Raw genomic sequence first — 18,752 nt, forward strand, 5'->3', positions numbered from 1 at the left:
CCGGCACCCCGTCAGTCGTACCACTGCTGGCGTCGCGGGTAGGCCACGTTGATGCCCGAAAGCACCGTCGTGTGCACGACGACAAACGCTGCCGCGCAAGCCATCCCCAACGTCCCCGGTGCGAAGTCCCATCGGGCGGTCATCGTGACGAGCCCGGGCAGGCTGACCCAGCGAGTGACCAGATACAGGGCGAGAAAGACCAAGCAGACCAAACTGCCGAGATACCAACCCGCTTGGGGCACAGCCGGTTTGATGCCGATCACCATGGCGCCCGCCGCGGTCAGACACGCGGCCGCCAGCACCAGCACGTAGGCGACGAAATAGCGCGGCAGGTCCGGCTCGGCGGCCAGCAGGTAGACGTGCACCGCCACCAGCCCGGTCAGCAGACCCCCGCCCAGCGCAGTCACCGTGCGCGGTAGGTTGAACGCCACCCAGCCGTTCAAGGTCAGCATCGGTGATGACAGGAGGCGCCGCCAGAGCGCCGTCGTCCGTCGCACCACGAGATCGGCCACGACTGCGAGGTACCCGCCCCGCACGCCCGCAAAACGGGCTGCTCGGCGGTTTAGCGGGGCACGATTGTCGCAGTCGTCAATTGCATTTGTCAGCGTATTTGCCGACACCGGTGACACCGGCATCAAACCGTTGCAATACGCATGCAACATCGATTGCTAATCTGATCATCTACGTGTGCAAATAGGTCAGCCCATTTGACCCGGTTTTCGACTCGGCCCGTTTTTCGGGCCGCTCGGAGGCTGCTAGGAGGAACGGCCAGATGGTGGCCGAAAAGGACTGGGACAGAACCGTCGGTGCCGCGGACGACGTACGCCGTGTCTTCGAGAACGTCCCCGCGCTGTTGGTCGGACTCGAGGGGCCCGACCACCGCTTTGTCGCGGTCAATGCGGCTTACCGCACACTCAGTCCGCCAATTGACTCCATCGGGCTATTTGTGCGCGACATCTATCCCGAGCTGGAGAGCCAGGAAATCCTGCACATGTTCGACCGGGTATATCAAACCGGCGAGCCGCAGTCGGGCACGGAATGGCGAGTGCAGGCCGACTTTGAGGGCGAGGGTCGCGCCCAGGAACACTTCTTCGACTTCATCGTCACGGCGCGGCGGGCGGAGGACGGCACGATCGAGGGCGTGCAGCTGGCCTTCGTGGACGTCACCAGCCGGGTGCAAACACGGATGGCCGCCGAAGCACGCCTCGAGGAGCTGTCCGAGCGGTACCGCAACGTCCGCGATTCCGCCACCGTCATGCAGCAGGCGCTCCTGGCGCCGTCGGTGCCCATCATCCCCGGCGCGGACGTGACCGCGCAGTACCTCGTCGCCGCGGAGGACACCGCGGCCGGTGGCGACTGGTTCGACGCGATCCCCCTCGGGGACCGGCTGGTGCTCGTCGTCGGGGACGTCGTCGGCCACGGCGTCGAAGCGGCGGCGGTGATGTCGCAGCTGCGCACCGCGCTGCGGATGCAGGTCGTCGCGGGATATCCGATCGCCGAGGCGCTCGAGGCGGTCGACCGCTTCCGCAAGCACGTTCCCGGCTCGAACACCGCCACCATCTGCGTCGGTTCGCTCGACTTCGGCACAGGCGAATTCCGATATTGCACCGCCGGACACCCGCCGCCGCTTCTGGTGACGACGGATGCCACCGCACGCTACCTCGAGCCGTCCGGCGCCGGCCCCCTCGGCAGCGGCACCGGGTTTCCGGTGCGCACCGAATTGCTTGACGTGGGCGACTCGATCCTGCTCTACACCGACGGCCTGATCGAACGACCCGGCCGGCCGCTGGTCGCCAGCACCGCCGAATTCGCCGAGCTGGCCGCGGCCATCGTCGGCGGCCAGCGCGGGTTCGTCATCGAGTCATCGGTGCGGCCGATCGACCGGATCTGCTCGGAGACACTGGAATTACTGCTGCGTTCGACGGGCTACAGCGACGACGTGACACTGCTTGCGGCGCAACGCCGGACACCGCCCGCGCCCCTGCACCTGACGCTGGATGCGACCATCCGGGCCGCACGCATCGCACGCACCCGCCTGCGGGAGTGGCTGTCGGAAGTCGGCGCCGACGCCGACGACATCTCCGATGTGGTGCACGCCATCTCGGAGTTCGTCGAGAACTCGGTCGAGCACGGCTATGCCGACGAGGTCCCCGACGGCGTTGTCGTCGAGGCGACGCTGTCCGGCGACGGCAACCTGCACGCCTCGGTGACCGACCGGGGACGGTGGAAGGACCACCGCGAGGGCGAGACGGGCCGCGGCCGCGGCCTCGCCATGGCCGAGGCCCTGGTGTCGGAGGCACACGTCAGTCACGGCGCCGACGGGACGACCGCCAGTGTGACGCATCAACTCTCGCGGCCGGCGAATTTCGTCACCGACTCGGTGGTCAGCCGGGCGCAGGGCAGGCGGACGGTCAACGCGGAATTCGTCTCCGAGGTCAGCGAACCGGGCCGCATCGTGGTCAGTGGCGACATCGACTCCAACACCGCCTCCACCCTGGACCGTCAGATCGCGGTCGAAAGCCGTTCCGGCGTGGCGCCGTTGACGGTCGACCTCACCGCCGTCACCCACCTCGGATCGGCGGGCGTCAGCGCGCTGGCCGCCGCCCGCGAGCGGGCGCTCCGACAGGGCAGCGAGTACGTGCTGGTGGCCCCGCCGGGAAGCCCGGCGCACCACGTGCTGTCCCTGGTGCAGATCCCGGTGGTCAGCGGCCTCGCCGAGAACCTCGTCGCCGAGGGTTAGGCCCGGTCGGCGCGCTCGCCGTGCCGCACCTGGTTGAAGGGAACCCCGCGATCGGCGGCGTACTCCCGGGGGAAGCCCAGCACCCGCTCGCCGATCACGTTGCGGGCCATCTCCGTTGTGCCGCCGCCGATGGCGACCGTCTGCCGGGATAGATACCGCAGGCCCGTTTCCAGTCCGGCGCCCTGCTCCCCCACCACGCCCGCACTTCCCGCGATCGCCAGCGCCGTGTCGACGTCGGTGGTCGTGGTCTCGGAGTGAAACAGCCGGATGAGCGTTCCGGCGGCGGGCGGCAGCGCGCCGTCTCTGACGCTGCGGTACACGTGACCGATCAGTTGCTCGGCCACCGCGCGGTGCACCAGGGCGCGGCCGGCCATCTCGCGCACGCGCTCGTCGTCGGCTTGCCCCGTCTTCTCGGCGAGCGCCACGTAGTCGACCGGAATGGCGTTGCCGCCCTCGCTACCGCTGCCGCTGGCGAACTCGGACCCCTGCCCCACCGCTCGGCGTTCGTGGTACAGCTGCCGGGACGCCACCGCCCAGCCGCCGTTGACCTCGCCGACGACGGCGTCGTCTCCGACGTCGACACCGTCGAGGAACTCCTCGCAGAATTCGGTGGAACCGCTCAGCATCGTGATGTGCCGCAACGTGATTCCCGGATGCGCGATCGGTACCAAGAACATCGTCAGGCCCTCGTGCTTGGGCACGTCCCAGTTGGTGCGGGCCAGACACAGACCGTAATCGGCGGCGAACGCGCTGGTGCTCCAGGTCTTGGCACCGTTGATGATCCAGCGGTCACCCCGCCGCTCGGCGCGGGTGAGGACACCGGCCAGGTCCGATCCGCCGCTGGGCTCACTCAACAACTGCACCAGCACTTCCTCACCGCGCAGCGCCGCGGCGATGTGCTGCCTCTTCTGGTCTTCGCTGCCGGTGTCGAGCAGGGTGGCGCAGCAGATGGTGAACGTCGGGGTGTTGAGGATCAACGGCATCTCGTAGTCGAGGGATTCGACGTCGAAAGCCTTCTGGTATTCGTAGTCCAGCCCGAGGCCGCCGTACTCGCGGGGAAAGCAGATGCCGGCGAATCCGCCGTCATACAAACGCTTTTGCAGTTCCCTGGCCCTCAGCCAGGACCGTTCCTGGTCACGAGGGGCCGCCGGCGGGGCCTCGCTGTCGATGGCGGGCATGTTGTCCGCCAGCCATGCCCTGGCCCGGGCGGCGAACTGGGCAACGGACTCGGTCGACGTCATCGGATCTTCCTCATTTCGCCGAACGACCCGCCTTTTCGAACTCGTATACGCGCAGATTGTGCTCCTCTGGCGTCCCGAACATGCTGCGGTACAACGTAATCCGGCGAAGGTACAGGTGCAGGTCATGCTCCCAGGTGACACCGATGCCACCGTGCATCTGCACACACGCCTGGACGATCTGGCCCGCCATCTCGCCCACATAGGACTTGGCGATACTGGCCGACAGATTCGCTTCCGGCGCGCGGGCGGCCACGTCGGCAACCGCCGCCGAGGTGGTGGCGCGACAGGCTTCCAGCCAGAGCTTCATGTCGGCGAACTTGTGTTTGAGCGCCTGATACGACGCCAGCGGACGACCGAAGGTGTGCCGGTCCAGTGCCCACCGCACGGTGAGGTCGAACACCGTCTGCAGGGCACCGACCACCTCGGCGCACTGCAGCACCTGGGCGATCTGGCTTTGTCGATCGACGAGCGCGCCCGTCTCGCCGGCGGTGCCCACGGCCGCTGACCGCGGCACCTCGACGCCGTCGAAGCGCACCCGACCATATTGCTTGACCAGATCGACCGACTGCTGCGGCTCGATCCGGACCCCCGGCGCGTCCGCCGGTACCAGGAACTGACGAATCTCGGCGTCGCAGCGCGCCACCACCAGCAGCAGCGCACTCTGGGCGGCCGCCTCGACGCGGTCCTTGACGCCGTCGATGCGGTAACCGGAATCGGTTTCGGTGGCCGTGACCGACGCGTCCAGCGGTGCCCAGCCCCGGCCCGGCTCACAGACCGCCCACGACGCCACGGATTCGCCCGCTATCAGCGCCTCGATGGCGTCGGCGTGCTCACCGGAGTTGGTGCACTCGACAAGCCCGGCCAGCACGGTGCTGACCGGGTACAGCGGTCCGGGCGCCACCGTCTTGCCGAGTTGCTCGGCGACCATCGCCAGATCGGCGAAGCCGTTCTCCGAGACGCTTCCGCCGCCCAGCGCCTCCGGCACAAGCAGGCCCGTCCAGCCGAGCTCCGCGGCGCGCCGCCACCACGCGGGATCGAACGACGTGCCCGCGGCGTGCAACTCCCGGACTCGGCGCAGCGGCGCTTCCTTTTCCAGGAACGCCTGGGTGGTCGAGGTGAAAAGGATCTTTTCGGGAGAGTCGAGGGTGGTCATAGTGCCGGGGGATCCTTCGTGACATTCGATCGCTGCCGTGCAACGGAATCGGTTTGAGTGTTTGATCATCCGCCCGATCGGTCCTCGGTTGGCTGCCGATTCCGATGTTAGCAACGTCCGATACGGTAAGAGATACCGGAGTTCAGTCGGTAAAAGCGGGGACGAGCAGGCAAGTCGAGGCGTCGGCGGGTCACTCGCCCGCGGTCGCGCTACATGGCGAACACGCGGCGCACCGCCTGCGCGTGCAGCGCCCGATTCTCCTGGGAAACAACCCAATCGGGGACCATCGAGTCGAAGCCGTTGAAGGTCGCGGCGATCACGTGCAATTCGGTGTGGACGTATGCATGCAACAGCCGGTTGGCGTAGTCGATGGCCTCGTCGCGGCACGGGTCGATCTCGGAGCAGCTGACGAAGGTGGGCGGCAGGCCTTCGAGATTGGCGCGGTGCGCGGGGACGTGCTGACCGTTGGCGCGGGCGTCGCCGAGATAGTGGTTCCACGCCCGGCTCACGGCAGGACCGTTGAGGCCTGGGGTGCGCTGGAATTCCCGGCGCGACGGCGTGGCATCGGAATCGAGCATCGGCTGGTGCAGGATCTGCATCAGGATCGCCGGACCTTCCTGGTCGAACATGCGCTGGGTCAGGCCCGCGACCAGCGCGGCACCCGCGTCGCGGCCCATCACCGCGATGCGGCTCGCGTCGGCGTCCAGCTCCGCGCTGTTGTCGACGGCGTAACGGAAGGCCGCCTCGACATCGTCGAGCGCCGCCGGGCACGGATGTTCGGGGGCCAGGCGGTAGTCGACCGAGACCACCAGACAGGCCCCGTCGCGGGCCAGCTCCACGCAGTGGGCGTGGTCGGTCTCCAGGTTCCCGGTGACGAACCCGCCGCCATGCGCGTACACCACCAGCGGCGCGGCGGATTCGGTGCGGCCGCGGTACAGACGCAGGCCCAGCTGCTGACCGTCCGGCCCGGCGATGGATCGTGAATCGATGGAGACGCCGGTGGTATCGGCCGCCGCGGCGCGCTGCGCGGCCAATAGGTCGGCGTGTTCGCGCTCGGCCGGCAGTGTCTCGGCGCGGAATTCAAAGGCGCCCAACTCCACCGCGGCATCGCGCAGCACCGGATCGATGCGGCTGAGGCCGTGCGGCCGGGCCAGGTTCGTCTGTGTCATGTCAACTCATTTTGGGCTCGTCGTGCGTGCTCGTCGACCGTCCGGGAAGGTCAGGCTTACCGTAAACCACCTTCAAGGTAGACCTGCGCTTTTTGGTGGCCACACACCAGGTGCTCAGCGCCGCGAAACATGTCCGGCGGGCCGGCGCCGCGGCAAAAAGGGGGTCTCTTCGAGTGGGCCTTCGACACGCCGCGGATCGGTCGCCGGTCGGGCCGGCGAGCACAAGCCATTGGGCTTCGTTGCTATCTATACTATGATAGCTATTTTCCCCCTCGGTACACCCCGCCGTGGATTTCGCGGGCACTCGTCATCCGGTCCGCGTGAACCGCCCGATCCGTTGTTTCAGGAGTAGCGCCAATGACGCTCAGCACTGGCCCGAACGGTCAGCCCGTCGTACCCCCACTCGATTTCACCGGCGAAACCAGCCCCTACCCGTTCTTTCAACACATGCGTCACACCGACCCGGTGTGGCACGGTTCGTTAAGCGATAACACCCAACTGCCGGAAGAGCTGCGACCCAGTGACGAGTGGGTCCTGTTCGATTACGACGGTGTATCCCAAGCCTTTCGCGACGATCGGATCTTCACGTCGGCCGCGTACGACAAGACGATCGGGTTGGTGATGGGACACACCATCCTGGCGATGGGCGGCCGGGAACACCACGATCACCGCAACCTGGTGGCCAAGGCGTTCCGCGCGACCGCTCTGGAACGGTGGGAACCGTCGGTCATCGGGCCGGTCTGCGATCGACTGGTCGACGAGATCAAGAACGACGGTCATGCCGATCTGGTGAAGGCGGTGACTTTCGAATTCCCCACGCGGATCATCTCGACACTGCTCGGTCTGCCCGCCGAGGACCTGGACCTCTTCCGGCGTCTGTCCCTCGACCTGATCTCGATCCCGACCGACATCGAGGCCGGATTGAACGCCGCCACAGAGCTCTACGACTATTTCCTCAAACAGGTCGAGCAGCGCAGACGCAAGCTCACCGATGACATCATCGGCGACCTGGTCGCCGCCGAGATCGACGGTGAGAAACTCACCGACGAGGCCATCATCGCCTTCTTGCGGTTGCTCCTCCCGGCCGGCCTGGAGACCACCTATCGCTCCTCGGGCAATCTGCTCTACCTGCTGCTGACGCACCCCGAACAGCTCGCGATGGTCAACCAGGACCGGTCACTGATACCGATGGCGATCGAGGAGGGCCTACGATTCGAAACGCCACTGACTATGGTTATGCGGACCACGACCGAGGAGGTCGAAATCGGCGGTAAGACAATCCCGGCCGAGGCCCAGATCGACATGTGTATGGGCTCGGCCAATCGCGACGAGACCCGCTGGACCGATCCCAACACGTTCGACATCCGCCGGCCGCGCCAATCCCACATCGCTTTCGCCGGCGGAATCCACATGTGCCTCGGCATGCACCTGGCCCGGCTGGAAACCCGGGTCATGCTGAACAGCCTGTTGGACCGCGTTGAAAATCTGGCCTTCGTGCCCGACGACGGAACCGGCGAGGAATCCAAGATCGTCGGGCTCACCTTCCGGTCGCCGAACAAGCTTCCGGTGACGTTCGCCCCCGCCGCATGAGAAGCCGCGCAGCGATCCTGCACGACGTCGGCGGGCCGTGGTCCGTCGAGGAATTCGAGCTCGATCCGCCCAAGGCCGGCGAGGTGCTGGTGCAGCTGGCGGCGGCCGGCCTGTGCCACTCCGACGACCACATCCTCAAAGGCGACATGTCGGCGCCCAACGAGGTGATGCGCTCGATGGGCCTGCCGACCATGTTCCCGACGATCGGCGGACACGAGGGCTCCGGCATCGTGCGCGAGGTCGGCCCGGGTGTCACCGACTTCGAGCCGGGTGACCACGTGGTGATGTCGTTCGTGGCCGTGTGCGGCCAATGCCGTTGGTGCGCCAGCGGAATCGAGTACCTGTGCGACGTCGGCATCGGCACCATGATCCCGGGGATGCCCACGGACGGCACGTTCCGCCACCATACCGCCGACGGCCACAACCTCGGCCACATCGCCAAGATCGGCGCGTTCGCCGAACACACTGTGGTGTCGACGAATTCACTGGTGAAGATCGAGCAACACCTGCCCCTGACGTCGAGCGCCCTGCTGTCCTGCGCCATCCCGACCGGTTACGGGTCGGTCGCCAACCGGTCCAACATGCGCGCCGGCGACACCGTCGTGGTGATCGGCGTCGGCGGGATCGGCACGGGCGCGATCCAGGGCGCCCGCATCAACGGCGCCGCGCAGATCATCGCGGTGGATCCCGTTGACTTCAAACAGAAGTCGGCGCTGCAGTTCGGCGCGACCCACAGCGCGGCGACGATCGACGAGGCGCTGGATCTGGTGCGCGGCCTGACCTACGGGGTGATGGCCGACGCGGTGGTGGTCTCGCCCTCGTTGATCACCCCGGAGGACGTCCGCGAGGCGGTGAAGCTCACCCGCAAGGGCGGCACCTGCGTGCTCACCGGCATGACGTCGCAGTTGACCCGGTCGGTCAAAATCGACCTGCAGGACTTCATCCTGATGAACAAGACGTTGGCGGGCACCATATTCGGCTCGTGCAACCCGAAGGCAGACATCTCGCGGCTGGCCAGGCTTTATGAGACGGGCCAGCTTCAGCTCGACGAGATGATCACCAAGCGCTATCGCCTCGACGAGGTCAACGACGCCTACGACGACCTGCTCGGCGGCAAAATCGTCCGGGGCATCATCGATTTCGGCGTCAGCTGACGGCTTTGTCTACATCCTGATGGCGGGGATCAGCCTGCTGAGATTCCAGAGCCGGTCTCTTCGCGCCGACAGGCAGGAGATCGCCAGTGCGACAGCCGTTATCCCGACCAACACGACGATCGCCTGCCACAGCCGGGCGTCGATGCCGCCGAGTATCAGCTGCCGGAGCCCGTTGACGCCGTAGGTCATGGGGTCAAAGCGGTGCAGGACCTGGAATGGCCGTGACGTGGTTTCCACCGGATACATGCCGCCCGCGCTGACGAGCTGCAACATCAGCAGGGCCATGATCAGCACCCGGCCCACCGCCGGACCGACAAGCGCATTGATTGCCTGCGTCGCGGCGACGAACGCGCCCGAAATCAGCACCATGAACCCCAGCATCGCCACCGGGTGCACGGCGTGCATACCGAGGGCGAACCGGACCACGCAGTAGAGAACGACGGCTTGGAATACCGCGATCGCGGCGGCGGGCAGGTAGCTGGCGAGCACCACGCGGAGCGCGAGCACCTCCGCGGCGATCGCACGAGTCTGCAGAGGCCGCAACACCATCCATAGCACCAAGGCGCCGAAGAACAAGGCGAGGGTGAGGAAGAACGGAGCCATTCCGGTGCCGAAGTTGGGCGCGGCGTTCTCGTGCGAAGCCTCGAGTTGCACCGGACCACCGATGGTGTCGGCGACCGCATCCTTCTGCTGGGTCGTCCAGTTGGGTACCTGCTTGGCCCCTTCGGCGAGTTTGGTCGCCAGCTCGGCCGATCCGGACTTGAGTTGTCGAGCGCCATCGTCGAGCTTGACGATGCCGCCGGCCAATTCGGCATTGCCGGTGGCGACTTGCTGGGCTCCGTCGCGCAGTTGGGTGAGCTTGTTCGTCAGGTCCTGCCCCTTGCTGCCGACCTGGTCGAGCGCCGACCCGAGCGGGCTGCCCGGGTTACGCAACCCCGACGTCATGGCGATCGCCGCGTTCTGCGCGTCGGTGAGCTGCTGGCGGATCTGGGGAGTGAACTGGTGACCCCGGAGCTGATCCTGGATGCCGCGCAGGTTGTTCGCCAGCGGATCCTGGCGCGCGGAGAGCTGATCGATCACCGACGAAAGCGAGTTTGCGGCGGTATCCTGCGCCGCCGCGATGGCACCGATCTGGTCGTTGGCCTGCGCAAGCGCGGTGGCGCCCTGTTGCAGTTGCTGTGTGCTGCCGCCGATTTGCGACACCGCCTTGGTCACCGCGAGCAGCGGGTCGGTAGCCTGGTTGATCCCGTCCGACAGTTGTTTGGCACCGGTGGCAAGCTGCGCCGAGCCGGACCGCGCGGTGTCCAGGCCGGCCACCAGCTGGCCGGCGCCGTCATCGAGTCGGGCGGCCCCGTCCGCGGCCTGCTTGATACCCGATCCCGACGAAACCACTACCGACAGCATCTGATTGACCGCCTGTCCCGAGATCCGGCTGGACACGGCGTTGAGAACCTGGCCGATGGCGGTACGACCGATACTCGTGGAGATGTAGTTGTTGGCGTCGTTGTAGACGGCGATGAGGTTGGCCTTCTTGGGTTGCCCGGTCACCGGCGAAGCGATCGCCGCGCTGAAGTCCGGCGGCAACTCGACCATGAAGTAGTACTTGCCGTGGTCGACTCCGTTGCGCGCCTCCGGTAGATCCACGACGTGCCAGTCCAGGCCGCCGTCTGCGGTCAGGCTCTTGGCGATCTCCGCGCCGGCGTTGAACTGCTGCCCGGACACGACGGCGCCGCGGTCGGAGTTGACCAGGGCCACCGGCATTTTGTTGGTGTGGCCGAAGGGATCCCAAAACGCCCACAGGTACAGCGCCCCATACACCAGGGGCAGCAGCATCAGCACGACGATGGCCACGCGCGTCAAGCGGCTACGGCCGAACCGTTTGATCTCCGAGCCAAAGGCGAGTCCAGCCAGCATCGTCAGTCCTCTCCGGTCAGGATGCGGTGATCGTGAAGTTCGTGGTCGGGCGCGTCCGCGCCGAGCGGATTGGTCACGCCGACGACGACGGTGCGCTGCTTCGCGATCACGCCCAGCCGCTCGACCGCGATCGCCCGTCGGGAATTGTCGCGAACCTGCTCGAGGTCACCGACCACCAGGATCGGGCGGTTCGACAGCAACGCCAGCGTGATTCGCAGCAAAAATAGTTCCAGGTCTGACAATTCGACGATGTACGTGTCATGGGAGGGCGGGGTCATCTCGCCGAAGACCTCGGTCAGCTCGGCCTGGCCGGCTTGCAGCGGCACAGCCGAATACCAGGGCGCCAGCCACCGGCGTTGCTCGGCGAGCACGGTCTCCACCGTCACCGATTCCTCCAGCTCGTCGATGTCGTCGAAGGCCGCGATCGAGCAGCGCCGACGAATCGCGCGCGGGGTCGTCTGACCGAGGACGATCAGCGTGCCGTGGCTCGGCTTGAAACGTCCCGCGAGCGTCAGTAGCAGCGTGGTCTGCCCAGGTCCACCGGGCATCCGAATCGCGTGAAAACCCGGCGGGAGCGCGAGATCGATATTCGAGAAGAGCGGGCCGTGCTCGCCGTCGACGCCTAAGCCGCGGGCAGTGATCACCGCCGCCGCCTCGTCCGGCCCGTCATCTGTCTTCATGGTTAGGCTCTTTCCGATCGGCGGAAACCGGGACCGATTCCAGCACTGCGGTGATCAGCTGTGCGAGCAGGTCGGGGTTGATGGTCCCGGGCCGCAGGACCTCCTCCATCGCGATGCCGAGGTTGATCGTGACGACGAGCTGCGCGAGGTCGGCCAGCTCCGAATCGGACGCCACGGAGGGGGTCGATGTGACGATGTGCACCGCTTGGTCGGCGGCGGCGGCGCGGCGGCGTTCGATGAGGCGCTCGCGCAGCTGGGGATCGCGCTGGGCGCGCAGCCAGTATTCGACGAACAGCACGTAAAAGTCGGAATGGTCGCGAACCGAGTCGAGCCATGACCGGCTTAATTCGCGCGCGGCCGCGTCGGTGTCGCCGCCGCTGCTGTCCAGCGCGGTGGCGATCTGCTCGCCGCGCAGCTCGAACTCGCGGTCGAGCAGCGCGAGAAACAGTCCGTCCTTGGATTCGAAGTTCGAGTAGACCGCGCCTTTGGTGAAGCCCGCGGCCTGGCCGATGGCGTCGATGGTGGCGCCGGCGAACCCTTCGGCGGCGAAGACCTTCGACGCCGCGTCCAGGATCCGGTCACGAACCTCGCCGCGGGTGGGGCGGGTTCGGTACGGCTTGACGGGCGACATGGTCACAGCATACTGGACAGTATCGACTGGATACTAGGGAGTATCGAGAGGATGGCGGGTGCTGGCCCTGGCTAGGCGAGCTTGGCCATCGTGTGATCCCACAATTCCCGCGCCAGGATGGGATCGCCGGCCGCCCGATTGGCTTTGGCGGCCTTGCCTTTGACGTAGTATTCGCCGGCCGCCCAGTCGACGCCGGGCACGCTGGTCGCCAGCCAGACCAGCTGATCGGCGCCGTGCTCGGGGGTCTTGATCATCCGGCTGACGGGCGTGCGTTGCATCGTGGTCAAGAACCGGGAACCGGACGAGTGACCGATGTTGGTGTTGACGAAACCCGGGTGGACCACCGCCACCGCAAGGCCGTCGGCGGAAAAGCGGCGGTGTAATTCCTTGGTGAACAAGATGTTTGCCAGCTTCGCCAACGCATAGGCGGAGCTGGGCCGGCGCCGGTCGGTGGTGTCGAAGTCGGCGAGCTTGACGTTGCGCAGCAGCCGCTGAGAGGAACTGGACGTGTTGATGATGGTGGCCCGAGAACCGACCAGCATGTCCAGCAACTGCGTGGTGAGCAGGAACGGCGCCAGGTAGTTGACCTGGAGGGTGATCTCATGGCCGTCGGCCGTGCGCCGGGGCTTGGAGAACACTCCCCCGGCGTTGTTGCCCAGCACGTCGATGCGGGGGTACTCGGCCCGGATCTTGTCCGCCAGCGCCCGCACCTGGGACAGGTCGGCGAAGTCGGCGACGAAGTAGTCGGCATCGAGCTCGGCGGCGACGGCGGCGGTCTTGCTCTCCGAGCGTCCCACCAGCACCACGTTGTCGCCGCCGCGGCTGATCCGGCGGGCCGCCGCCGCGCCGATGCCGTCGCTGGCACCGGTGATGACAATCGTCCTACGCGCCATTGCCTCGACCTCCACGCGGAGTTTAGCCAGGGCCCCGATCGAAGGGCGCGGCCGCACTCAGGTCAGCGAGTAGCGCACCGGCAGGTGCTTGAGGCCGCCGACGAAGGTGGTGGCAATCAGTTCCGGATCCCCGGTCAGCTCAATCGATTTCAGCCTCGGCAGCAGCTCGGAAAAGAAGCTGTTGACTTCCATGCGGGCCAGCGCCGCACCCATGCAGAAGTGCACGCCATAGCCGAAGGCCAGATGCTTGTTGGGGTCACGCCCGACGTCGAAGCGGAACGGGTCGGCGAAGACGTCCTCGTCGCGGTTGGCCGAAACATAGGACAGCAGCACCGAATCCCCCGCGGCGATCGGCACCCCGCGCACGGTGGTGTCCTCGGCGGCGGTCCGCATGAACTCCTTGACCGGGGTGACCCAACGGATCATCTCCTCGGTGGCCAGCGGCATCAGGTCGAGGTTGTCGCGCAGGCGCCTCTGCTGGTCCGGATTCTCGATGAGCGCTTGCAGGCCGCCGGAGATGGTCGCGCTGGTGGTGTCGTGACCGGCGGTGGCCACGATCAGGTAGTAGGACACCGTGTCGATGTCGGACAGCGGCTCGCCGTCGACGGTGGCGTTCGCGATCGCCGAGGCCAGGTCCTCGGTCGGGTGCTCACGGCGCGCGGCGGTCACACCGTTGAAGTAACCGAACATGTCGAGCAGCGCGGGCAGCTGATCCTCGTTCGAGTCGCCACGCCTGAATTCACTGTCTTCGCTTCCGAACAGCTCCTGGGTGAGTTTGAGCATGCGAGGAAAGTCGGCTTCCGGGATGCCCAGCAGCGACATGATCACGAACAGTGGGTAGTTCACCGCGACCTGCTGGACGAAGTCGCATTCGGGCCCGACGGCCAACATCTTGTCGACGTAGGTCTTGGCCAGCTCATCGACGCGCATCTTCAACGCGCGCATAGCCTTTGGCCGGAACCAGTCCGAGCCGATCGCGCGCACCACGCGGTGTTGCGGGTCGTCCAGGTGGATCAGCGTGCGCACACCCGCGGCGGCCTGCATCTCGTCGCCCTCGGTGGTGGTCAGCACCGGGCGCGGCCAGTTGGTGAACAACATGTTCTCGCGCTCGATGTCCATGATGTCGGCGTGCTTGGTGATCGCCCAGAACGGTCGGTAGTTCGGGACGTCCACCCAGGACACCGGGGCGTTGGCGCGCAGGTGCGTCAGCGCCGCATGCAACCGCTGCTCGTCGGTGTACGCCAACGGGTCCGCCAATAGCTTCGCGGCCTCGTCCATCGTCGTTGCGCTCACTGCTGAGACTCCTCGATTTGGGCCGGCCCGTCGACCTCCAGACGGGTGGCGTCAGACATGCGGGTAACTTTACAGTAAGCAATCCAGTATGTGACCCTACAAATCTGGTCGCGCGACGAATCTCCATGAGGTAGGACATAGGCATGCCGAAAGCCCAGGATTGGGGAGAAACGCTCGAGGATCTCGAGCGGCGCCGTCAGCACGCGCGGGACATGGGCGGGCCGGAGCGACTCGACAAGCACCGCAACAAGGGAAAGCTCGACGCCCGCGCACGAATCGAGTACCTCCTCGACCGGGGCACATTCCGCGAGCTCGGCACCCTGGTCGGCGGTGAGATCGCGGCCGACGGCCTGATCGTCGGCTCCGGGGAGATCAACGGTTCGCCGGTCATGTTGGGCGCCGAAGACTTCACCACCATGGCGGGCAGCATCGGGCCCGGCGGCAACTCCAAGCGATACCGAATCGCCGAACTGGCGCTGCGCGACAAGGTCCCGCTGGTGATGCTGCTCGAAGGCGCCGGCTTTCGTCCCGGCGGCGGGCATTACGGCCGCACCCCCACCGACCTGCTCGCCCAGGCACGGTGCTCGGGCCATGTCCCCACCGTCGGCGCCGTATTCGGGCCGTCGGCCGGGCACGGCGCGCTGGTGGCCCCGGTCTGCGACTTCCGGATCATGAGCAGGCAGGGCGCGATTTTCACCGCCGGACCACCCGTCGTCAAAGAGTCGACCGGAGAAGACATTTCGAAGGAGGATCTCGGCGGGCCGGACGTCGCGTTGCCCAGCGGGGTGATCCACAACGTGGCCGAGGACGACGAAGCGGTACTCGACGACATCCGGCGCTACCTGTCCTACTTTCCGTCGAGCGCGTGGTCGTATCCGGCGTCGTTGCCGCGCGACGAGGACAGCGAGCCGCGTGCGACGCCGGAGCTGCTCGACATCGTGTCCCGCGACAACCGCCGCGTTTACGACATGCGCGCGGTGCTCGACGTGGTCTTCGACCGGCCCGACTGGTTCGAGGTGCAGCCGCAGTACGGCAAGGCGATCATCTGCGCGCTGGCCCATCTCGGTGGTCACCCGGTCGCGGTGGTGGCAAACCAGCCGCAGGTGCTCGCCGGCTCCATCGACGCCGCGGCCGCGGACAAGGCGGCGCACTTCATCATGGTGGCCGACTCGTTCCACCTACCCCTGGTCTTCCTCGCCGACAATCCCGGCATGCTGCCAGGCAGTCGGTCCGAGCGCAGCGGCGTGCTGCGCGCCGGCGCGCGAATGTTCGCCGCCCAAACCACGGCCACCACGGTGAAGCTGCACGTGACGCTGCGCAAGGCATACGGGTTCGGTTCCATGGTCATGTCCCTGCTGGGTTTCGACAGCCAGTCCGCGACCTTCGCCTACCCCGGCGCGACGATGGGCGCCATGAGCGCGGCCGCGCTGGGCCGGGCGACGCACGCCGGCGAGGACGTCACCGCGAAGTTGCGTGAGGCCGAGTTGCAGGCGTCCTTCCGGTCGGCCGAACACATGGGGTTCGACGAACTCATCGATCCCCGTGAGACGCGCGATGTTCTGCTCGCCTCGCTGAAGCGTGGCCTGTCCAGCAGGCAAGCCGCCGCCGAGCCGGTGAGCCGGACGGTCATCATGCCGTGAGGGGCGCGCCCTCGCGAGCGTGTGTGTTTGTACGATGACCCGCCGTGGTAGGCGTACATCTGCGGCGCTCGCGGCTAGGGCATGGCCGCTCGGTAGGCCGCGACGATCGGCTCGAGCTCGTCGGGCGTGGCGCCGTGCATGATGACCGCGTCGGCGCCGTAGTCGAATTCCTTGCGGATGCGATCCACGCACTGCTGCGCCGACCCGGTGGCCGAGGGCTCCAGCCACTCATCGGGGATCAGCGTCGCGATGTGCTCGATCTGCTCGGCCGTACCCTTGTGGTCGATCCCGCCCGCGATCGAGGTCACCACCGGATCCTCGCGGAACCGTTGCAGCACAGCGGGATCCCAGTTGTTGGTGCTGACCAGCAGATCGCCGTAGCCCTGCAGGTAGGTGGCCAGCCGCGCCACGGTCTTCTTCAGCCGCAGTTGTTCCGGTAGGTGGTCGCCGACGGTGGCGAAGCACGACCACACGCGCACGCTGTCCGGGTCGCGGCCGGCCTTCTCCGCCGCCGACTTCACGGTGTTGACGCTGCGCTGCAAGGTCTCCGGCGTGAAATAGGTGTGCAGGATGACGTCGTCGAACACCCGCCCTCCGAGCGCGAGCGTATTCGGCCCGAAGGCCACCAGCGCCAGCCGAATGTCCTCGTTGAAGTCGGGATCCAGGAACAGGATGGGATATTTGCCCATCGGGCCGTCGTGATTGAAGATCAGCTCGCCTTGCCACAGCCGGCGCATGACCTGGGCCCAGTCCTCCATCTGCGCCGTCGTCACCGCCGGGATGCCGAAGGCCCCGTAGATCGCGGCGATGCCGCGGCCGACGCCGAGAGTGAATCGGCCGCCCGACAGGCGGTGCATCGTGGTCGCCCACGAACCGGTGATCAGGGGATGACGGGTGTTGTGATTGGTTGCGGCGGTGGCGATTTGCATTCGGTTGGTGACCGCGCATGCCGCCCCGACCAGAGACGACGCCTCTTTGACGTTCCACCGCTCGGAGATGAATCCGGTGCCGAAGCCGAGTTCCTCGCCGCGGCGGGCCTCGTCCATCAATGTTGCCGGGCCCTCACCGCCGGCTCCGGCCAGCAGGTAGAAACCCAATTCATCAAGCGTTCGGTCACTCAATTCCAAACCCCTTGCTGGTAGCCGCAGTTCCAAACCTCGGTTATCTTGCCATCGACGACGCGGAACACCTCGATGCTGGCGATGTTGGTCTCGGTGCCGTCCTTGGTGGTGATGGTCGAGTCGTAGACGATCGCCACGTGCTCGCCATCGTCGCCCTCGATGACGACGTTGAGGTCGAAGTGCAACGAATCGGCCAGCTCCCACATGTCCACCACCCGCTGCACCGCTTCGGCGTGGGTCAGCGTGCGCGAGGTACCGACCTCGTGCCGAATGACCGTGTCGCCCAACAACTCCTCAGCCAGCTCGATATTGCGTTCGTTCCACACGACGAGGTTGTAGAGTTCGACCACCGTTCGCGCGGTCCAGGTGGGCGCCATCAGCCGGGCACCGCAGCTTTTCGGGCGGCCACGTCGCGCAGGAATCGGTCGGTGATGCGCTGCACGCGCCGCGAGAAGATGTGCCCGACGTGGCTGCCATCGTACCAGTACAGTTGGCCGCCCCAGCGTTCCTGCAGCGCGTCGGCGGGCTCGCGCATCGCCATCCGATCGTGCCACGCCCCGACGATCAGCCGGCGATCCGGCGGCGCAGACGGGGTTACCGCCAGCGGATCGATCACCGACGTCAGCTGGGCCACCACGGGCGATTCCAGCAACTCGCGGAATCCCTCGCGCGACGAACCCCACCGCGTCAGGTGGCGCGCGATCATCGCGTTGAGCCCTAGAATCGGCGTGTAGAGGGCGACCGCGTCGACCTGCTTCTCCAGGTGGGAAACCAGCGCGGCCACCGGACTGCCCATCGAAATCCCCGCCACCACAACGGCGGTGGCCCGCGGCTGCACCCAGCGCACGACAGCGCGCACCTCGGAGACCACGCGCATCATGCCCGCCACGTTGGCCAGCGGATCCATGTCGGGATAGACCGGCCATTGGCGCCGCCGGCACCCGTGGCCCGGCTGCACCGGCAGCGCGACGTTGAAACCCAGCTTGTGATGGATGTGTCCGATCCGGGACAACACCAGGTCCTCGGTGCCACCCTGGCCGGCGCCGTGCACCCAGACCAGCCACGGCCTGGGCTCGTCACGGTGCCGGCACAGATGCACCACCGCCCGCGCCGGGCCGCCGAGGCCGTCGGCCTGCAGCGTGGCCGGCAACGCCGGGTCGTGCTCGAAGGCCATCCGTTCGTACGCCAGACCCGGGATGCTTCGCTTCCGGATCGAGTTGGCCCGCAACGGGTTCGGGTCGGCATGCGCCCGGTCGATACCCAGCGAGGAGAGCTCCTCGGCTGCCGCGGTGCACGCGTCCAGTGGCCGTATCGCGGCGGGGCTGCCGCCCAACAGCGAAAAGGCGCTCAACACCAGTTCGTCGAGCATCGCCTCGCCGAACTGGCGGGCGCCGCGCGGCGTTAGTGGTGCCCAGCCGGTCGACTCCTGCAGGCCGGCCACCGTGCGCGGCGCCAGCATTCCCAATTCACGAACCACATCTTTGGCCAGGCTCAGCCCGCTCATCGCCGTCGCCATGTCGTTCACCTTCGCCA

16 protein-coding genes are annotated in these 18,752 nt (G+C 66.9%); 4 read left to right on the plus strand and 12 right to left on the minus strand.

Annotated features, from left to right (window positions below):
- Positions 1–11: 11 nt before the first annotated feature.
- Positions 12–452 (minus strand): oxidoreductase, encoded by a 441-nt coding sequence (locus ACYQ8K_RS06560; protein ID WP_459967681.1) that lies wholly within the window; start codon positions 450–452, stop codon positions 12–14.
- Between the two features lie 320 nt (positions 453–772).
- Between ACYQ8K_RS06560 and ACYQ8K_RS06565 the strand changes: the two genes are divergently transcribed.
- Positions 773–2,740, plus strand: coding sequence for a SpoIIE family protein phosphatase (locus tag ACYQ8K_RS06565; RefSeq protein ID WP_459967682.1), 1,968 nt, complete (start codon positions 773–775; stop codon positions 2,738–2,740).
- On the opposite strand, the gene ACYQ8K_RS06570 is transcribed toward ACYQ8K_RS06565, so the two are convergent.
- The 3 genes from ACYQ8K_RS06570 to ACYQ8K_RS06580 all read right to left on the minus strand — a co-directional run bounded on the left by ACYQ8K_RS06570 (position 2,737) and on the right by ACYQ8K_RS06580 (position 6,303).
- Entirely contained in the window at positions 2,737–3,981 is a 1,245-nt protein-coding gene (locus ACYQ8K_RS06570; RefSeq protein WP_459967683.1) for an acyl-CoA dehydrogenase family protein, read from the minus strand. The genes ACYQ8K_RS06565 and ACYQ8K_RS06570 overlap by 4 nt on opposite strands.
- Before the next feature lie 10 nt (positions 3,982–3,991).
- The gene (locus ACYQ8K_RS06575; RefSeq protein WP_459967684.1) at positions 3,992–5,134 is read right to left on the minus strand and encodes an acyl-CoA dehydrogenase family protein; all 1,143 of its coding nucleotides are present in this window, start codon (positions 5,132–5,134) and stop codon (positions 3,992–3,994) included.
- A gap of 209 nt (positions 5,135–5,343) precedes the next feature.
- On the minus strand, positions 5,344–6,303 hold the full coding sequence (locus ACYQ8K_RS06580; protein WP_459967685.1) for an alpha/beta hydrolase: 960 nt from the start codon (positions 6,301–6,303) through the stop codon (positions 5,344–5,346).
- A gap of 357 nt (positions 6,304–6,660) precedes the next feature.
- Here ACYQ8K_RS06580 and ACYQ8K_RS06585 point away from each other — a divergent pair, with 357 nt between their 5' ends.
- Positions 6,661–7,893 (plus strand): cytochrome P450, encoded by a 1,233-nt coding sequence (locus ACYQ8K_RS06585; protein ID WP_459967686.1) that lies wholly within the window; start codon positions 6,661–6,663, stop codon positions 7,891–7,893.
- Positions 7,890–9,047 carry a Zn-dependent alcohol dehydrogenase gene (locus ACYQ8K_RS06590; protein WP_459967687.1) on the plus strand — a complete coding sequence of 386 codons (1,158 nt, stop codon included), beginning with the start codon at positions 7,890–7,892 and terminating at the stop codon, positions 9,045–9,047. Before ACYQ8K_RS06585 ends, ACYQ8K_RS06590 begins: the two co-directional genes overlap by 4 nt.
- A 9-nt stretch (positions 9,048–9,056) precedes the next feature.
- Here the strand turns inward: ACYQ8K_RS06590 and ACYQ8K_RS06595 are convergent, their stop codons facing one another.
- The 5 genes from ACYQ8K_RS06595 to ACYQ8K_RS06615 form a co-directional block, all read right to left on the minus strand.
- Positions 9,057–10,961: a YhgE/Pip family protein gene (locus tag ACYQ8K_RS06595; RefSeq protein WP_459967688.1), complete on the minus strand. Its 1,905-nt coding sequence runs from the start codon at positions 10,959–10,961 to the stop codon at positions 9,057–9,059.
- A 2-nt stretch (positions 10,962–10,963) separates the two neighbouring features.
- Entirely contained in the window at positions 10,964–11,641 is a 678-nt protein-coding gene (locus tag ACYQ8K_RS06600) for a hypothetical protein (protein WP_459967689.1), read from the minus strand.
- Entirely contained in the window at positions 11,628–12,272 is a 645-nt protein-coding gene (locus tag ACYQ8K_RS06605; protein ID WP_459967690.1) for a TetR/AcrR family transcriptional regulator, read from the minus strand. Before ACYQ8K_RS06605 ends, ACYQ8K_RS06600 begins: the two co-directional genes overlap by 14 nt.
- 71 nt (positions 12,273–12,343) lie before the next feature.
- Positions 12,344–13,165 (minus strand): SDR family NAD(P)-dependent oxidoreductase, encoded by an 822-nt coding sequence (locus ACYQ8K_RS06610; RefSeq protein WP_459967691.1) that lies wholly within the window; start codon positions 13,163–13,165, stop codon positions 12,344–12,346.
- A 57-nt stretch (positions 13,166–13,222) separates the two neighbouring features.
- Positions 13,223–14,443 (minus strand): cytochrome P450, encoded by a 1,221-nt coding sequence (locus ACYQ8K_RS06615; RefSeq protein WP_459967776.1) that lies wholly within the window; start codon positions 14,441–14,443, stop codon positions 13,223–13,225.
- A 158-nt stretch (positions 14,444–14,601) separates the two neighbouring features.
- On the opposite strand from ACYQ8K_RS06615, the gene ACYQ8K_RS06620 reads away from it, so the two are divergent.
- Positions 14,602–16,098, plus strand: a complete 1,497-nt coding sequence (locus tag ACYQ8K_RS06620; RefSeq protein ID WP_459967692.1) for an acyl-CoA carboxylase subunit beta — start codon at positions 14,602–14,604, stop codon at positions 16,096–16,098.
- A 74-nt stretch (positions 16,099–16,172) separates the two neighbouring features.
- On the opposite strand, the gene ACYQ8K_RS06625 is transcribed toward ACYQ8K_RS06620, so the two are convergent.
- Genes ACYQ8K_RS06625 through ACYQ8K_RS06635 form a run of 3 tightly spaced genes read right to left on the minus strand, consistent with a single transcriptional unit; the run spans position 16,173 to position 18,735 of the window.
- Positions 16,173–17,219 (minus strand): TIGR03857 family LLM class F420-dependent oxidoreductase, encoded by a 1,047-nt coding sequence (locus tag ACYQ8K_RS06625; protein ID WP_459967693.1) that lies wholly within the window; start codon positions 17,217–17,219, stop codon positions 16,173–16,175.
- The gene (locus ACYQ8K_RS06630; RefSeq protein WP_459967694.1) at positions 17,216–17,596 is read right to left on the minus strand and encodes a nuclear transport factor 2 family protein; all 381 of its coding nucleotides are present in this window, start codon (positions 17,594–17,596) and stop codon (positions 17,216–17,218) included. Before ACYQ8K_RS06630 ends, ACYQ8K_RS06625 begins: the two co-directional genes overlap by 4 nt.
- Positions 17,596–18,735, minus strand: a complete 1,140-nt coding sequence (locus ACYQ8K_RS06635) for a PHB depolymerase family esterase (protein ID WP_459967695.1) — start codon at positions 18,733–18,735, stop codon at positions 17,596–17,598. Before ACYQ8K_RS06635 ends, ACYQ8K_RS06630 begins: the two co-directional genes overlap by 1 nt.
- Between the last annotated feature and the right edge of the window lie 17 nt (positions 18,736–18,752).

This window comes from Mycobacterium sp. MUNTM1 (genome assembly GCF_054660795.1).

Bases quoted from the DNA above. Each gene is read 5' to 3' on its own strand.
- ACYQ8K_RS06635 (WP_459967695.1), bottom strand. From the start codon at position 18,735: ATGGCGACGGCGATGAGCGGGCTGAGCCTGGCCAAAGATGTGGTTCGT.
- ACYQ8K_RS06565 (WP_459967682.1), top strand. From the start codon at position 773: ATGGTGGCCGAAAAGGACTGGGACAGAACCGTCGGTGCCGCGGACGAC.
- ACYQ8K_RS06620 (WP_459967692.1), top strand. From the start codon at position 14,602: ATGCCGAAAGCCCAGGATTGGGGAGAAACGCTCGAGGATCTCGAGCGG.
- ACYQ8K_RS06590 (WP_459967687.1), top strand. From the start codon at position 7,890: ATGAGAAGCCGCGCAGCGATCCTGCACGACGTCGGCGGGCCGTGGTCC.
- ACYQ8K_RS06595 (WP_459967688.1), bottom strand. From the start codon at position 10,961: ATGCTGGCTGGACTCGCCTTTGGCTCGGAGATCAAACGGTTCGGCCGT.
- ACYQ8K_RS06575 (WP_459967684.1), bottom strand. From the start codon at position 5,134: ATGACCACCCTCGACTCTCCCGAAAAGATCCTTTTCACCTCGACCACC.
- ACYQ8K_RS06570 (WP_459967683.1), bottom strand. From the start codon at position 3,981: ATGACGTCGACCGAGTCCGTTGCCCAGTTCGCCGCCCGGGCCAGGGCA.
- ACYQ8K_RS06560 (WP_459967681.1), bottom strand. From the start codon at position 452: ATGCTGACCTTGAACGGCTGGGTGGCGTTCAACCTACCGCGCACGGTG.
- ACYQ8K_RS06585 (WP_459967686.1), top strand. From the start codon at position 6,661: ATGACGCTCAGCACTGGCCCGAACGGTCAGCCCGTCGTACCCCCACTC.
- ACYQ8K_RS06615 (WP_459967776.1), bottom strand. From the start codon at position 14,443: ATGGACGAGGCCGCGAAGCTATTGGCGGACCCGTTGGCGTACACCGAC.
- ACYQ8K_RS06580 (WP_459967685.1), bottom strand. From the start codon at position 6,303: ATGACACAGACGAACCTGGCCCGGCCGCACGGCCTCAGCCGCATCGAT.
- ACYQ8K_RS06610 (WP_459967691.1), bottom strand. From the start codon at position 13,165: ATGGCGCGTAGGACGATTGTCATCACCGGTGCCAGCGACGGCATCGGC.
- ACYQ8K_RS06630 (WP_459967694.1), bottom strand. From the start codon at position 17,596: ATGGCGCCCACCTGGACCGCGCGAACGGTGGTCGAACTCTACAACCTC.
- ACYQ8K_RS06600 (WP_459967689.1), bottom strand. From the start codon at position 11,641: ATGAAGACAGATGACGGGCCGGACGAGGCGGCGGCGGTGATCACTGCC.
- ACYQ8K_RS06605 (WP_459967690.1), bottom strand. From the start codon at position 12,272: ATGTCGCCCGTCAAGCCGTACCGAACCCGCCCCACCCGCGGCGAGGTT.